Source organism: Bacteroides sp. AF29-11 (assembly GCF_003602895.1).
GTDB lineage: Bacteria > Bacteroidota > Bacteroidia > Bacteroidales > Bacteroidaceae > Bacteroides > Bacteroides uniformis.
Genome location: NZ_QTLY01000003.1, coordinates 473,741 through 488,785 on the forward strand (window position 1 = coordinate 473,741; position 15,045 = coordinate 488,785).

Sequence of the window (15,045 nt, forward strand, 5' to 3'; positions counted from 1 at the left end):
TTCCTAACATTCAAACGCTTTTTATATCAAACCGAGGAATATTTTTATTATTACTTTGAGAAGACTAACCGCAATTACACAAACATTTTGTTCTTTTTTCCCACAAAACAGAAGCAAGTATCAATATTATTCCTATCTTTGCCGAGCAATTTAATAGAAGTTATACTGAATAAATTTATGAGCTACCTGATAACACCTGAAGGTTACAAACCTTTATTGGACCTAAAACAGACTGAATTAGGGATTAAACAAATTAAAGAGTTCTTCCAATTGAACCTCTCTTCCGAACTGCGCCTGCGACGTGTGACAGCTCCACTGTTCGTATTGAAAGGAATGGGTATCAATGACGACCTCAATGGAGTGGAACGTGCCGTAACTTTCCCTATCAAAGATTTGGGCGACGCCAAAGCTGAAGTGGTGCACTCCCTCGCCAAATGGAAACGCCTCACGCTTGCCGAATACCATATCGAACCGGGATATGGCATCTACACAGACATGAATGCCATCCGTGCCGATGAAGAACTGGGCAATCTGCATTCCCTTTATGTAGACCAGTGGGACTGGGAACGCGTCATTACTGCCGAAGACCGCAATGTGGAATTCCTCAAGGAGATAGTAACCCGTATCTATGCAGCTATGGTGCGCACAGAATATATGGTATATGAGATGTATCCGCAAATCAAGCCTTGCCTGCCCCAGAAACTTCACTTTATCCATGCCGAAGAATTGCGCCAACTGTATCCGGACTTGGAACCCAAATGCCGCGAACATGCCATTTGCAAGAAATACGGTGCAGTGTTCATCATCGGTATCGGATGCAAGCTGAGCGACGGCAAGAAGCACGACGGACGCGCCCCGGACTACGACGACTATACCAGCAAAGGGCTGAACGACCTCCCCGGACTGAACGGTGACCTCCTGCTATGGGACCACATCCTGCAACGCAGCATCGAACTTTCCTCCATGGGTATCCGCGTAGACAAGGAAGCCCTGCTTCGCCAGCTCAAAGAGGAAGGCGAAGAGGAACGCCTGGAACTTTACTTCCACAAACGCTTGATGAATGATACACTGCCGCTTTCCATCGGTGGCGGTATAGGGCAGTCCCGCCTCTGTATGTTCTATCTGCGCAAGGCGCATATCGGTGAGATACAAGCCAGTATCTGGCCGGAAGATATGCGCAAAGAGTGCAAGGAACACAATATACACCTGATTTGATATACATTTATCCCGTCATATAATATAAAGTTCACCCCCTCAAAAGGTTGGACTTTATTTTTTATTTTGTACTTTAGCATCCGAAACTACTAACAGATCCAATTATGAATGTTCAAATAGAAGAAAGCTGGAAAGCACATCTGCAACCTGAATTTGAGAAAGATTATTTCCGTACATTGACTGATTTTGTACGGGACGAATATGGGAAATATGCAATATATCCTCCGGGAAAGCTGATATTCAATGCATTCAACCTATGCCCTTTTGACAAAGTAAAAGTCGTGATAATCGGTCAAGACCCCTATCATGGTCCGGGACAAGCACACGGACTTTGTTTCTCCGTAAATGACGGTGTTCCTTTCCCTCCTTCCTTACTTAATATTTTCAAGGAAATAAAAAATGACATTGGCACTGATGCCCCCACTACCGGCAATCTGACACGCTGGGCAGAGCAAGGCATATTGCTGCTCAATGCTACCCTCACCGTACGTGCACACCAAGCCGGTTCTCACCAAAACCGAGGTTGGGAAACATTTACAGATGCGGCTATCCGCATTCTCGCCGAAGAAAAAGAGCATCTTGTATTTATTCTTTGGGGAGCCTACGCCCAACGTAAAGGGGCATTCATCGACCGTAGCCGACATCTGGTACTTACCTCGGCACATCCATCTCCCCTATCCGCCTATAACGGCTTCTTCGGGAACAAGCATTTCAGCAAAACAAACGAGTATTTGCGGGAACATGGAGAGACGGAAATAATTTGGTAAACATCAATACCACTGAATATTACTCTGAGTCTGGCTTCTCTGTTCCCATTTCAAGTCTTGCAGGATACTTGCATTGGCACGGATGGTAAAGTTATAGTATTTCCAGCGTCCGAAAGGTGATATGGCAGCCGTCATGCTGAAACAGTGTAGGTCACGTGTGATGTTGAAAGCGGTCTGCGTTATCTCCTTCGCATTGAAGTCATAACCGGAGTTGAAGCTGATAGCCCATTTGTTGGTAAGCTTGACGTTACCGTTTATATTAAGGGAGTTCAGGCTGAATTTGTACGGATAACGCATGTTCTTACGATTAATGGGCTTACTGGTGTCTTCCGTTATATTGAAACCGGTACTGAAGTTGATGGACCAAGGCATTTTGAATACTTGATAGCCGTCAGCATCGGCAGCAGCCTTTTCCTTCTTCTTCTTCGGAGTGCCGTCCTCGGTGGTTTCGCCCTCCATGTCACTGTCTCCCTCCGTCGAGGCATTCTGGTCTTGGTCCTGCTCCTCGTCATCCTTCTGACCGGTGAAGAAGTTCCTTATTTTCTTCCACGAATCATTGTTCACGGTCCAACTGAACGACGTACCATATCCCGACCAACGACCGAAACGGCCATACGACCATTCCGTACGGTTACCGGGCACCACCCTTCCGTTCTCATCAAACTCGTAAGCATAAGTGGCAAAGGTAGAGCTCATACTCAACGTATAACTCTTGCTCAACTTCAGACGGAGATTAAAGCTCAAGTCACTCCAAGGACGCACCTGGGCAGCCGTGTTGTAACTGATACCCATACTCAAATCGTCAATCAGGCTCACCTTGCGGATAGAGTCATTCTTATCCTTGAACTTCATTTCAAGGTTATTGGAGATATTGAAACTGATAAGCCCCTGCTTTCCTCCACTTGGCGGACTGAACACCTGACCGGCATAATAGGAATACTGCACGGTATCGCGAATGCCGTTCTGGTCTTTTATATAAGAGTCATAATAGCCAAAACGGGACGAAGTGAAATCGGGTGCAGCGCTGAAACTGATGGAGGGAGTGATGACGTGACGTATCTGTATCTCCTTCTTCTTCATAAACAATGGCTTGTACATACCATAAACTTTGGTATTGATACCCAGACTGGCACTGTAGTCGTATACACGGTGAAAACCGTAGGTCGTATCATTCACCTCCTTGCCTTGCTCATCGTCCCAGTCCTTCTTCACCTTGCGGGTGTACCAACGCTCCGTATAGTTTACGGTAGGCGTCACATTGAAGTACTTGAACAAAGTAAACGTGGCACTTACCGGAATCTCATGCTGCATACCGTTCTCCCAATCGCGTATCAGGTTCTTCTTGAACAACAGATTGTCCTTCGTCTTGATACTGTTCTTCACACGGCCAGTATAGCGAACGGAAATCTTCTCATACCACTTTTCATCTCCCACTGCATGTTTGCGCTTGAAAGGGAAAATGGTACTCAAGGAAATGGTCATGTCCGGTAAAGTCACCGCGATAGAGGAGTCGCGCATGGTTTGGGCAATATTACCTGAAGCGGAGATGCTCAGATGCTGGTCGGGAAAGTTACGCGAATAGCTGACACTGGAAGTCTTGGTATTCTGCGACATTGCCTGGGAGTTGTACATATTGCCGATATTGGTACGCTCATAACTACTGGTAGCAAAGTTCACACTGGCAGAAAAAGTAGAATTCGGACTCGCTTTCGGGTCCTGCCGGTGAGACCACACCACCTTGAAGTCTTTGGCAACCGAGTAGTCGGGCAAGCCTTTGTCACCGGTCTTGGTCACCTGATAGCTTGCCTGCAGCAAACCGGAATATTTGTAACGCTTCACATAGTTCGACTCCATATTCAGCGCCCAAGAACCTTTCGTGAAGATATCCGCCCGCAGCTTCAAGTCCATTTGGTCACTGATGGCGAAGTAATATCCACCGTCCGTCAGACCGAAGCCACGATTGGAGTCATCCATATAGGTAGGCATCAGAAAACCGGACTGGTAACTGCTAGAAAACGGGAAAAAGAAAAATGGAACGGCAAGCGGAAGCGGCACATCCTCTACTACCAGATAGGCAGGTCCCGTCACCACGTTCTTTTTCGGACGTACCTTGGCATAAGTCATCTGCATATAAAAATGGGGGTGGTCATGATGGTCACAAGTCGTGTAACGACCGCTCCTCATATAGAGTTCATCATTATTCCCTTTCTTGGCATTATTACCGGTCACGTATCCCTCGCCCTGCTGGCTGACAACATTGCTGATAAGACCTCTTTTACTCTTGAAGTTATAACGGATAGTATCGGTTTCGTAGGAGGTGTCCCCGTCTTTGAAGACCGGTCTTCCCTTGGCTGTTCCTACAGAATCGACCACGCCACGGGCAAAAACCGTACTGTTGTCCATATCCATAGAGATGACATCAGCCTCCAGGTCAGCACCCGGATAACTCACCTTTCCCTGGCCGTAAAGATGGGCAAAGCCACTCTGCGTAAATACAATGGAGTCATTGGCTTCGTAGGCTACGGGAGCATCCAATGCATCCTTCTTGGGAGGCGCAGCCGCTACCGTATCTTGTTGCAACGAATCGGCAGGAAGCCCCTTTCCCCCTTGCAGGGAGACTCCCATCTGCAAACTATCCCCTACCTGCAACGTGTCTGTCCGCTGAACATTCGGAGGCGCGACCTTCGTTCTACGGCGCTGAGAAGCAGCCCCACCGGAGAGAAGAAGCAAGACGAATAGTAGTATGAATGATATGAATGTATTTGCTTTCAATGGCGTCATTAACTAATAGTTTACGCTTGGAGGGGCAAAAGTACATAATTTATACGGATAATCTCCCTTTTTAAAGAAATTTAGATTGCTACAAGAACTGTTCGCACCAATTATCAAAGCGCCGTACCCCTTCTTCACCATAACGTTCCAAACTTTTTCGGGCTTTTTCTACACTTTTCTCCTTTTCCAAATGAGTTTTTGAATAAAACTTATCGGCAAAACAGATAGCTTGTTCTTCCAAGCTGACCGGAACCATTTCACGATGCGGTACGGGCAAATCCTGCGCAATGATTCCCTCCAATGAAAGTCCGGCACCCGTATGGCGTTCACAAACCAAAGCATGGCGGGGATAGCCTTCGCCGCGTATCAGGTCGGCTCCCAAATAACCGTGACAGATATAAGGCTTGTCGCCAAAACAATGGATACCTGCCGCATCTGTAAGAAAAATGCCTATATCGTGCAGCATGGCAGCCTCGTACAGAAAATCCTTATCCAATGAAAGTTCCGGATGGCGGTCGGCAATCCATAACGACTTGTCGGCTACGGAACGGCTGTGCGTCAACAGTATATGCCGCAACTCATTCTCTTCCGGATAATATTTGTTAATGATATCTATCGGATTCATTTTAAGTTATGAGTTATAAATTATGGGTTATGAATGTCAATCGCCCTAAATTTATACATGCAGATTTCATTACGCATATCACAACTGCGTCTGTCTGTACGGAATATCCTTTCCAGATGATACGTCTGTTCCAGCTCTCCCAACATATTCTCCTCCTCCTTTACGGGAACCAACAAATAGCCCTCCCCGCTGGACGGACGTTCCTTTTCAATGTGCCGCATGCGGTCTTTCAGATAGAAGTTAACACCATAGAAACTCATTTTCGAGTAAGAATAGACCACACCTTCCGGAACATACGTATTGACCCTTTCAGCCAAATGTTTATCTGATTTCACAGCCAGCACCGTGGGCTGATAAACCGAATCCAATGATACGAAAAGGCAGAGCATACATCCTGCTATGCCATATAATAATGACCGGCTATCCGCACGCTTTATCACCATGCGTAATGTGCAGACAGCGGCTACTACGGGAAGCGCTACCAGGAGCCACTTGGGAACAGACAAAGCCACATCCTCCAACGCATGCATAAAGGCTACATTCTCAGCGGCATGGCGTCCACTTCCAAAAACGCTGTCGGGAACCAGGCCGAGACGAACTACGACAAAAACAAGCGTAAGCAACAAGCCCAAAGAAGCAAAGATGATTGCACAAATCCTGAAAACTCGTGCCCCCTTTTGTACCAAAGCCAACAGATACTCAGCTATCAGCACTGCCATAAACGGATAGATGGGAAGCAGATAAACGCTCCGCTTACTCTTGGGGATGCAGTAGAAGACAAAGATTATCAGAATGACCAGCCACGTGAACAATTGTACCGGAGACTGGTTGCGGAAAGCAGTCCAGCCCTTCTTCAACCGCAACAGCAGGGTCTCCCCTTCCGGCAGACAATGCATGTTTTTCCACTTCAAGCCAAACAAGGAAATTACCAGAACCAACGTCCAGGGAATCCATCCCCAAATCAAAGTCAGGAAATTATACCATATAGGATTTTCGTGGGACTCGTAGGACATTTTGCCCATAAACCGCCCGGTATTCTCCTCCAGAACCAAATCGAGGAACGGTTGTCCACCTTGTCTGTAAGCTACGTATACCCAAGCTAAATAAGGAACAAAAGAAAGCAAGCCGATACCTACCAACGAGAAAAACGCTTTCCAGAAAGAACGTCCGCGCAACAACTGATACACACCGATACACGCGCAAGGGAATATGGAGCCTACCGGCCCTTTGGTCAACGTGGCACATCCCATCAGCAACACCGCAAGCCAGGGCACTCCGCGGCATCCCTTCTCATCCCAGCGGAACAGCAGACAAAGGGAAATAACGATAAAGGCAACCTGAACCATATCGACCCGACAAGCGACAGCCGCCCGATGCACCTCGAAAGAAGACAAAAGAAGAATAGAGGCCAGAAACGCCGTTTGAACGTTTTTACGTTTTGCCACAAAGGCAAAGAACATTAACTGCATGGCTAAAAAAGCCAATGCAGACGGGAAACGGGCGGAAAACTCCGTCACCTCTCCAAAAAGGGAAGAGACGGCGGCTATTGACCAGTAGAAGAAAGGGGGTTTATAAGCAATATCAGTACCATAGTTCACCGGAAGTATCCAGTTTCCACTTTCCAGCATAGAAAGGGCAACAATCGCCTCCCGCGGTTCCCCCTTGGAATAAAAAATGGTTTCTCCCAGAAAGGGAACAACCACAAGCACACTCAGCAGCGCAATAAACCAGAACGCCTTCTTTCTGTCCGACATACCTTATTTGTTTTTTATGTTTTCTGGACGCAAAGATAGCGCAAACCGAAAGCAGATGCAAATTTATTTGCAATTTGCTGAGATGCAGCTTAATTTCGCAAAGCAAAATTACAAATAATTCTGAAACAATGCCTAACTTTGCCGCCCCAATGATAATGGCAACAGAGAGTAGATATTTAATGTTAAGATGAAGCGGCTGAAACAACTACCGGAATTTGTACGCTTCGTAATGGTGGGCATCTTTGCGACAGCTCTGCACTACGGATTGTATTTTGTATTACAACGGGTTATCAATGTAAACATAGCCTATACACTGGGATATGCTCTCAGCTTCATCGCCAATTTCTATCTGACTGCTTACTTTACCTTCGGCCGAAAGCCCTCATGGAGAAAAGCCTTCGGATTTGGAGGAGCACACTTATGCAGCTATCTGCTACACATGGGGTTGCTGAACCTCTCTCTCTGGATGGGCATCCCCAAACCTCTGGCCCCCATTCCGGTTTTCGCCATCGCCATTCCGGTCAACTTCTTACTCGTACGTTTCGTTTTCAAAAGAAAAGAGTGATAATTTGTTTTTCTCCCGATTTCTTACGAATATTGCAAAAAGATTTGTTCTATGATGGAAAACTCTCCCATACTCGCCGTTGTCGTACCTTGCTACAAAGAAGAGGCAGTGCTGCATGAAACCCATAAACGATTGAGCCAATTATTCGACCGGCTGATACAAGCCCGGCAAATTTCCCCGGAAAGCTATATATTATATGTAAACGACGGAAGCACCGACCAGACATGGGCTATCATCAAAGAACTGCACCAAAATACGGCCTATGCCTGCGGACTGAACCTGGCAGGAAACGTAGGACACCAGAATGCCCTGCTAGCAGGACTCAATGCAGTAAAAGAGCGTTGCGAGATAGCCATCTCCATTGATGCAGACTTGCAAGATGACATCCAGGTGATTCCGGACATGATAAACAGCTATAAAGCGGGCAATGACATCGTTTATGGCGTACGTAAAGAACGGAAGACCGACACTTTCTTCAAACGCAACACCGCTTTGGTCTTTTATCGGCTGATGAAGGCAATGGGGGTAAAATCCGTCTACAACCATGCCGACTACCGCCTGATGAGCCAGCGGGCTATACAACACCTATGCCGCTTCCGCGAGCGCAACCTTTTTCTTCGGGGGCTGGTTCCCCTCATCGGCTACCAGACGGACAGCGTGTACTACAATCGTGACAAGCGTTTTGCCGGAGAATCAAAGTACCCTTTCCGGAAGATGCTCAACTTTGCCATTGACGGCATCACTTCTTTTTCCGTCAAACCAGTCCGTATGATTTTTTGGATAGGCTGCATCTTTATTCTTGTGGCACTATGTGTCACCGGATGGACACTTCACTCCTACACACAGCATAACACCGTTCCCGGATGGTCATCACTGATGATTTCCGTCTGGTTGGTAGGAGGCGTGATACTTGTGTCCTTGGGAATTGTGGGCGAATACATCGGCAAAATATACATTGAAGTGAAAGACCGACCGCGCTACAATGAAGAAGAGCTTCTGATGCCATCCGACAAAACAGAATAAAAGAAGCCCATCATCATTCTACATAAAAGTTTTAAAAAGGAAAAACACTTGTCACGCTATCACACTATAATAAAGGTATAGGGAACAGTGTGTGTCTTTCTTGCCGACAAGTTGGCAAGATTTTGCCAAAATTCTGGAAAACTTTTATAACCTCTTTATTTATAAGAGGTTTGAAAGGAAGAATAAAATTGAGGTAACGAGTTGGCAACCGTGTCTGTTTCTGCGCTTTGCCGTGAGTTGCTATCAATGTCACTCGTCTTGATGCAAAAGTAGCAATAAAAATCGGAAACATATCAAAGCGTCCCATGATTTTTATTATAGGACGTTTTTATCTTAACCGAATATATCCGGTTTAATCGTTGCCTCCATTTTCAGAGAATTACAGGCTATGGCTGAAATTTATACTTCAATCCGTATTCTTCCAATTTGCTGTACAGCGTTGTACGTCCTATTCCGAGCAATTCGGCGGCGACCTTACGGTTCCCGTTCGCATGCTTCAAGGCACGCAGAATCCTGTCCTTTTCTTCCATATCGTTACGCAGGGCGAAACTGACGGAAGAGGTCTGTTTCGTTACGGCAAGTTCCAAATCCTCCACTGTTATTGTGTCGCCCTCCGTTTGCAGTACCGCTGCCAATATCATCTGTTTCAATTCACGCACGTTGCCCGGCCACGGGTAAGTGAGCAGGGCATTACGGGCGGTGGCGTTGAAACCTTTAATATTACGTTCCAACTCCTTGTTTGCCGTTTCACGAAAGAAATCCGCCAACGGCAGTATGTCTTCTTGACAATCACGCAATGGCGGTACGGTTATCACATACTCTTTCAGGCGGTAGAACAAATCTTCCCGAAACCGTTTATCGGCAACAGCTTTCTGTAAATCTTCGTTGGTCGCCGCCACTATCCGCACGTTGGCGGTCTTGTCCTCTTTTGCCCCGATGGGACGGTAACGCCGTTCCTGTATGGCACGGAGCAACATCTGCTGCGTTTCCAACGAGAGGTTGCCCACCTCGTCAAGAAAGAGTGTACCTCCCTCGGCTTCCTCGAAGTAGCCTGCCTTGTTGCTGTCAGCACCCGTAAAAGAACCTTTCTTGTGCCCGAAGAAGGTGGATTGAGCCAATGTTGGCGACAATGAGCCGCAATCCACGGGAACAAACGGCCTGTCCGACAGTTTGCTTTGGGCGTGGATGTGCTGTGCGATATGTTCCTTGCCCGTGCCGTTCTCACCCAGTATCAATACGCTCAACCGTGTGGGAGCGACAAGGCGGACACGCCTCTTGATATCTTGGTATGCCTCGCCCTGACGTGTGAAGATAGGTATTTGAGTATGCTTTTTCCCTTCTTGTACCTTGTGCAGTGAACGGACAAGTGGAATAAGTTTGTCCTCAATCAGTCGTTTGGGTATATAGTCGGAAGAGCCGAGTTTCATGCTCTCCACTGCCGTATGGACTTCGGCATAATCGGTCATGACAATGAACGGCTGCATCTTTCCTTCCTTGCGCATCCACCGCAACAGGTCGATACTCTCACCGTCGGGCAGGCGCAGGTCGGCAAGTACGATGTCACCCTCCTCCGCTTTTGCCAACAGTTTCTTGGCGGTTGAAATCCGGTAAGCCTGCACGGTATCGAACCCTCCCTTTTTGAGCAGGTTGCAGACGTAATCGTTATAGATGGGATTATCCTCAATCACATACACTCTCATCTGACTTCCTCCTTCTTTTCCTTTCTCGCCAGTTCCATAATCATTTCACCCATTTTCAATACAGAGTCCACGGCACGCTTTATCTCGTCATTAGAGCATTCCTCATCACGGTGGAGCAATTCATGCAGTTTCCATAATGGCCTGTCCGCACGGATTACCGCCCACGAACTACGCAGGTGGTGTACCAGTTCGTCCAACGCATTGCGGTCGTTTCTGTTTGCGGCTTCCCTTATAATCTGCATATCCTTTTCCGTCTCGGTTATCAGGCGGTCGAGTATGGCAGCTTTATCCCCATAGGCGAGCAGGGAAGACAAATCGGGCTGTTCTTCCTTGTCCGTTACCAAAGAAAGGCATTTCCTTGAAACTGCTATCAGTTCCGCCATATCGAAAGGCTTGAACAGGCAGGCGGTAAAACCGTGTGCCAACAATTCCTCTTCAGTACAACTGCCGGAAGCGGTCGCCACGATTACGGGAATAGTCTTGGAGTTACCGATGTCGGATGAGCGCAGCAATTCCAATACTTCGTAACCGTTGATTTCCGGCATTTTCAGGTCGGTAATCAGCAAATCATAATTCCGTGTGCGTATCGCCTCCATCAAGTCGCTCGTGTTGTCACACGCATCACAACGGATACCGCAATGGGCGTACATGTCCCTCACCATCGAAAGAAGAATGTCGTTGTCGTCCAGCACCATGACGGAGAATGACCGTTCAAAATGGCTTTCCGACTTGTTCGTTTCTTCATCGGAAACGCTATCCACCGTATTCATGGGGATTTCCACCGTGAAACGGCTACCCCTGCCTTTTTCGCTTTCCAGTCGGATTGTACCGTGCATCATGTCCACGATGCGTTTGACGATGGACAATCCCAGCCCGAAGCCGTCCTGCGTGGCGGCATTCGAGAGCCGTTCAAACTCCCCGAACACCCGTTGCCGTTCTTCCTCACTCATGCCGCTGCCCGTGTCCTCCACGATAAGGGCAAGCGTCTTTCCGTCATAACCCGAACGGAAAGAAACGCTTCCGGCTTGTGTGTACTTTATGGCATTGGAAAGCAGGTTGCCACCTATCTGCATGATGCGCTCCCTGTCACCCATGAGGATAACGTCCGCATCATTTTCCACGGTGAGTTTCAAATCCTTGACTTCCGCCATAGGTCGAAATTCCGCCTCCAGTGCATCAGTTATACTTTGCAATCTGAAAAGGGTGATATTCATCTTCTCTTTTCCGCTTTCCAACCGAAAGAAACCCAACAGAGAATTAAGCATTGTAATCATCCGTTTTGAGGCTTGCAGCACGCTTTCCGCATGGCGTTTGTTTTCCGCCGTGCCGTTGCTGCGTATCAGTTCCGTATAACCGTGTATGGCGGTCAGCGGTGTACGCAGTTCATGGGTGATTATGTGCATAGCCTTTCTTCGGGATATTATCAATTCCTCGTTTTTCCTGTTGGATTCACGGAGTTGTCCAATCAGAGAAGAGGTATCTTTCTTGTATTTGCCTATTTGTTTGGCATATCTGTGAATGATGATATATGAAAACAACAAAAGGAGAACGGCAAAACCTGTCAAACCTCCTATCTGCATAAATGACCGTTCACGCATGGCGATTATTTCCGCTTCCCTCCGTTGTAAATCTGTCTGTACCTTTTTGTCCATTTGGTGGATGAGCGTTTGCAGTTGGCGGTTCAGTTCCGTGTTCCTTGCGGCGAGGCTGTCGGCGTATTCGGACAATTGGCGGCTTTGCGTCTTTTGTCGTGCTATCACGTCACGGTTCAGTGTGTAGAGCATGGTTGTAGTGGCTGTGGGTTCCGGCTTTTCTTTCTTACCGAACAGCCTGAACAAGCCTTTGCGCTTCGCTTTCTTCGGCTCTTCCTGTGTGCTTTTCCATGCAATGACGGGTACACGTTCGGCTATCCGTTCATTGATGGCCTCTTGCTCGTCAAGGACTTGCATTATCTGCCGCAAATGCTGTTCCTTGCTTTCCAATAGGTGGCGCACGCTGTCAATGCGCTCTGTAGGGTAAGATTGCTTGAAACGGCACAACATACTGTCCACCTCCAAACGCTTACGATGATAGGTCTGCACATCATCGTCTTCCCATTCCAATATCGTTTCACCCAAAAGGGAAAGTTCTATCGTCTTGGCATAGGCATGATGTATCTCCTGACGGAAAGCATTTATCTGCTTGTTCTCCGTTTCCAATGCCTCAAGTTCCTGCCATTCTTGAAGCCACAGGTACATGATGCCTCCTGCCAACAGGCATACCAACAAGTAGCCTGCGGCAATCATCGTGCGGAAATGTTTTGTGTCTGCGGTATGTCGTTTCATGGGTAGCTGCTGTTGATTGATTATAATACAGCCCGTAGGTCTTTATCGGCTTACGGGCTGCATAGTCTTTGTGGCTTTATCCAATGTGATTACTACATCAAAATGTTTTTATAGTGTTCTCAATAAACATTTCAAAATCCTTTTCCCATATCATAAACTTTTTGCAGGTGGTTGGTATTTAAAATTGCACCTTTCTCACTGACACTGTTGACGAGATAGTGGCCTCTGTCTTTCCATCCCCTGTCTTGTGCAATGAGTTCAAAAGAGCGTACCATACCGTCAAATACATGAGGGCCTTCCAACTCTCCGCATGAAAGGAGCATGCACTCCTTGACAGGCAACTCCTTTTTGCCTATTATGAAAGAATAGAACTTGTCTATGGCAGCTTTCATCTGGGTGGAAAACGAGTACCAATAAAGAGGGGTACAGAATACGATGGCGTCACTTTCCGCCATCAATGATGCCAGTTCGTTGAAATCATCATTGAAAACACAGGCTTTCCCCTTGCTGAAACAGTTGTCGCAAGCCCTGCAACCTTGAATATGTTTATGTGCAGTATCAAACCGCACGACAATATTGCCTGCCTCTGACGCTCCCTTTGCAAAAGCGTCTGCCATCAGGTCACTGTTACCGCCTTTTCGCGGACTGCCGGTCAAAATCAATATGCGTTTGCCCATTTTCCTTAATCTCTCTATTCAAATCTTTTATTCTCCCATACGGAAATCGCCCACATTGTCATGGCTTAGCGTGACTTCCTCGATACGGCTTGTGCATCTGCCGCGTTGCGGACACTGGCTGCTGATACCGAGATAAATCCGGTCGGGATAGTAATTACGATACAGACGTACCATGTGCCATTCCTTTTTGTCTAATGAATAGTAGCTGGCGATGGTCCGGGTATCGGAAGATATTTTCATATAGACCGATGGGGCATCTATCTTGTCATGGTTGTTGTCGTCCGATGTGCCTTGTGTCCGTACCGATACGATGCGGTGATTGCCATATTCGTCCTGCTCGAAGGCCAGTTTCTGCCAAAGCGTATCATTGACATACACAAACAGGTCGGCTGCATTGTAAAGTCCCTCTGCTGTGAACTCAGGAGTTACCTTGGCTGTCAGCGTGAACGGTTTGGTATTGTCCGTAGGAATAAGCAATACGGGCAGTGTGTTGTTGGATAGCTTCCCTTCGTTCGGGTCGCAGAAGAAATCAAGTCCTTCGGCACAACGGAATTCCAATGCCCCGTCAGCCAGCAAACTTACACACGTATCTGCGCCATTGATGGCATGGGTAAAAGTGACATCGCCCAAAGTGACTTTGCAGTCTGCAATTCTGCTTGCCACATCGGTGCTTCCGGTTTGTCTGGCTTCATTCTGTGTGGTCTCATTTTTTGGTTGGCATGCGGCCAACGTGAGGCATCCGGCAAGGATTGCCTGATAAATAATTGTCTTTTTCATTGCCTAAGTTGTTTATTATTAGTATTTTTGCCGCAAAATTAGGCAAAATAGGACAATGCCGCAATGGTGAATAATAACCAATTTTCCGGATGCACGAACAGGAACACAGATTACAATCCCTGCTGACAGGGCAGAATTTCAACGCGGAAAGTGACATGGATGAATGGTTGGAAACAGCCAAAGGCTATGCCCATGCGTACGCTCAAGCGACCAATGGCATTGCGGTCCTCTCTGATTTCCAAAACAATGTGAACCATATTTATTCCGGTCTGTTCGGGCAGACATTAGGATTGCCGGAATATACTGAGAACAAGAATTCCGTCTTCGAGCATGAAGTGTTTGACAATATCCCCGATGAGGAATTGGTGGAACGCCATATTCTCGAACTCCGTTTTTTCCGTTTCTTGGAATCTGTCCCGGCAACCCAAAAGCCCGATTTCAATGCCACTTGCGTCGTTCATTTTCAAAGGCAAGGAATGCCGCCCCTATCCGTACTCCACACTACCCGATATTTGCTTTGCCATGCCAATGGCAGTATATGGTTAGGACTTTGTACTTATGCACCTTTTCCGCAAACTAATGAAGTCATGGAAGGCTGTATTATCAACACACGTACCGGTGAAACCGTTTGCTTGGAACAGTTTGACAGCCGATTGCTCAGCCGCCGTCAAATAGAAATTCTTTCCCTGTTGGCAAAAGGCGAAGGCAGCAAACAGATTGCGGACAAACTCTCCATATCCGTCAACACGGTCAGCCGCCACCGCCAAGATATTCTCACGCGGCTGCGCGTTACCAATACTGCCGCAGCCGTGGAGATAGGTTTACGTATGCGTCTTATATAGACAA

At 47.2% G+C, this 15,045-nt stretch carries 13 protein-coding genes; 5 read left to right on the forward strand and 8 right to left on the reverse strand.

What is annotated here, in order from left to right:
• Positions 1–177: 177 nt before the first annotated feature.
• Positions 178–1,215 (forward strand): aspartate--ammonia ligase, encoded by a 1,038-nt coding sequence (gene asnA / locus DWZ03_RS07435; RefSeq protein ID WP_008664075.1) that lies wholly within the window; start codon positions 178–180, stop codon positions 1,213–1,215.
• A 104-nt stretch (positions 1,216–1,319) separates the two neighbouring features.
• The gene (gene ung, locus DWZ03_RS07440) at positions 1,320–1,982 is read left to right on the forward strand and encodes a uracil-DNA glycosylase (RefSeq protein ID WP_005827240.1); all 663 of its coding nucleotides are present in this window, start codon (positions 1,320–1,322) and stop codon (positions 1,980–1,982) included.
• 3 nt (positions 1,983–1,985) lie between these two features.
• Here the strand turns inward: ung and DWZ03_RS07445 are convergent, their stop codons facing one another.
• The 3 genes from DWZ03_RS07445 to DWZ03_RS07455 all read right to left on the reverse strand — a co-directional run bounded on the left by DWZ03_RS07445 (position 1,986) and on the right by DWZ03_RS07455 (position 7,133).
• A complete protein-coding gene (locus DWZ03_RS07445; RefSeq protein ID WP_117749122.1) occupies positions 1,986–4,763 on the reverse strand; it encodes a putative LPS assembly protein LptD in 2,778 nt (925 codons plus the stop codon).
• 79 nt (positions 4,764–4,842) lie between these two features.
• On the reverse strand, positions 4,843–5,379 hold the full coding sequence (locus DWZ03_RS07450) for an HD domain-containing protein (RefSeq protein ID WP_005827246.1): 537 nt from the start codon (positions 5,377–5,379) through the stop codon (positions 4,843–4,845).
• Between the two features lie 20 nt (positions 5,380–5,399).
• A complete protein-coding gene (locus tag DWZ03_RS07455) occupies positions 5,400–7,133 on the reverse strand; it encodes an ArnT family glycosyltransferase (RefSeq protein WP_120129407.1) in 1,734 nt (577 codons plus the stop codon).
• 187 nt (positions 7,134–7,320) lie between these two features.
• On the opposite strand from DWZ03_RS07455, the gene DWZ03_RS07460 reads away from it, so the two are divergent.
• Both DWZ03_RS07460 and DWZ03_RS07465 read left to right on the forward strand, forming a co-directional pair.
• On the forward strand, positions 7,321–7,698 hold the full coding sequence (locus DWZ03_RS07460) for a GtrA family protein (RefSeq protein WP_005833184.1): 378 nt from the start codon (positions 7,321–7,323) through the stop codon (positions 7,696–7,698).
• A 51-nt stretch (positions 7,699–7,749) separates the two neighbouring features.
• Positions 7,750–8,721, forward strand: a complete 972-nt coding sequence (locus DWZ03_RS07465) for a glycosyltransferase family 2 protein (protein WP_044467808.1) — start codon at positions 7,750–7,752, stop codon at positions 8,719–8,721.
• Between the two features lie 64 nt (positions 8,722–8,785).
• On the opposite strand, the gene DWZ03_RS07470 is transcribed toward DWZ03_RS07465, so the two are convergent.
• The 5 genes from DWZ03_RS07470 to DWZ03_RS07490 form a co-directional block, all read right to left on the reverse strand.
• Positions 8,786–9,028, reverse strand: coding sequence for a hypothetical protein (locus DWZ03_RS07470; protein ID WP_120129410.1), 243 nt, complete (start codon positions 9,026–9,028; stop codon positions 8,786–8,788).
• 79 nt (positions 9,029–9,107) lie between these two features.
• Positions 9,108–10,421: a sigma-54-dependent transcriptional regulator gene (locus DWZ03_RS07475; RefSeq protein WP_120129413.1), complete on the reverse strand. Its 1,314-nt coding sequence runs from the start codon at positions 10,419–10,421 to the stop codon at positions 9,108–9,110.
• Entirely contained in the window at positions 10,418–12,745 is a 2,328-nt protein-coding gene (locus tag DWZ03_RS07480) for a hybrid sensor histidine kinase/response regulator (RefSeq protein WP_120129416.1), read from the reverse strand. The genes DWZ03_RS07475 and DWZ03_RS07480 overlap by 4 nt, the downstream gene beginning before the upstream one ends.
• Positions 12,746–12,876: 131 nt before the next feature.
• The gene (locus tag DWZ03_RS07485; protein ID WP_120129419.1) at positions 12,877–13,422 is read right to left on the reverse strand and encodes a flavodoxin family protein; all 546 of its coding nucleotides are present in this window, start codon (positions 13,420–13,422) and stop codon (positions 12,877–12,879) included.
• Positions 13,423–13,449: 27 nt separating this feature from the next.
• On the reverse strand, positions 13,450–14,199 hold the full coding sequence (locus tag DWZ03_RS07490) for a DUF1349 domain-containing protein (protein ID WP_120129422.1): 750 nt from the start codon (positions 14,197–14,199) through the stop codon (positions 13,450–13,452).
• A gap of 89 nt (positions 14,200–14,288) precedes the next feature.
• Between DWZ03_RS07490 and DWZ03_RS07495 the strand changes: the two genes are divergently transcribed.
• Positions 14,289–15,041, forward strand: coding sequence for a response regulator transcription factor (locus tag DWZ03_RS07495; RefSeq protein ID WP_120129424.1), 753 nt, complete (start codon positions 14,289–14,291; stop codon positions 15,039–15,041).
• Positions 15,042–15,045 lie beyond the last annotated feature (4 nt).

Coding starts and splice junctions, on each gene's coding strand:
- DWZ03_RS07485 (WP_120129419.1), bottom strand. CDS start 13,422: ATGGGCAAACGCATATTGATTTTGACCGGCAGTCCGCGAAAAGGCGGT.
- asnA (WP_008664075.1), top strand. CDS start 178: ATGAGCTACCTGATAACACCTGAAGGTTACAAACCTTTATTGGACCTA.
- DWZ03_RS07470 (WP_120129410.1), bottom strand. CDS start 9,028: ATGGGACGCTTTGATATGTTTCCGATTTTTATTGCTACTTTTGCATCA.
- DWZ03_RS07465 (WP_044467808.1), top strand. CDS start 7,750: ATGATGGAAAACTCTCCCATACTCGCCGTTGTCGTACCTTGCTACAAA.
- DWZ03_RS07490 (WP_120129422.1), bottom strand. CDS start 14,199: ATGAAAAAGACAATTATTTATCAGGCAATCCTTGCCGGATGCCTCACG.
- ung (WP_005827240.1), top strand. CDS start 1,320: ATGAATGTTCAAATAGAAGAAAGCTGGAAAGCACATCTGCAACCTGAA.
- DWZ03_RS07480 (WP_120129416.1), bottom strand. CDS start 12,745: ATGAAACGACATACCGCAGACACAAAACATTTCCGCACGATGATTGCC.
- DWZ03_RS07460 (WP_005833184.1), top strand. CDS start 7,321: ATGAAGCGGCTGAAACAACTACCGGAATTTGTACGCTTCGTAATGGTG.
- DWZ03_RS07455 (WP_120129407.1), bottom strand. CDS start 7,133: ATGTCGGACAGAAAGAAGGCGTTCTGGTTTATTGCGCTGCTGAGTGTG.
- DWZ03_RS07450 (WP_005827246.1), bottom strand. CDS start 5,379: ATGAATCCGATAGATATCATTAACAAATATTATCCGGAAGAGAATGAG.
- DWZ03_RS07445 (WP_117749122.1), bottom strand. CDS start 4,763: ATGACGCCATTGAAAGCAAATACATTCATATCATTCATACTACTATTC.
- DWZ03_RS07475 (WP_120129413.1), bottom strand. CDS start 10,421: ATGAGAGTGTATGTGATTGAGGATAATCCCATCTATAACGATTACGTC.
- DWZ03_RS07495 (WP_120129424.1), top strand. CDS start 14,289: ATGCACGAACAGGAACACAGATTACAATCCCTGCTGACAGGGCAGAAT.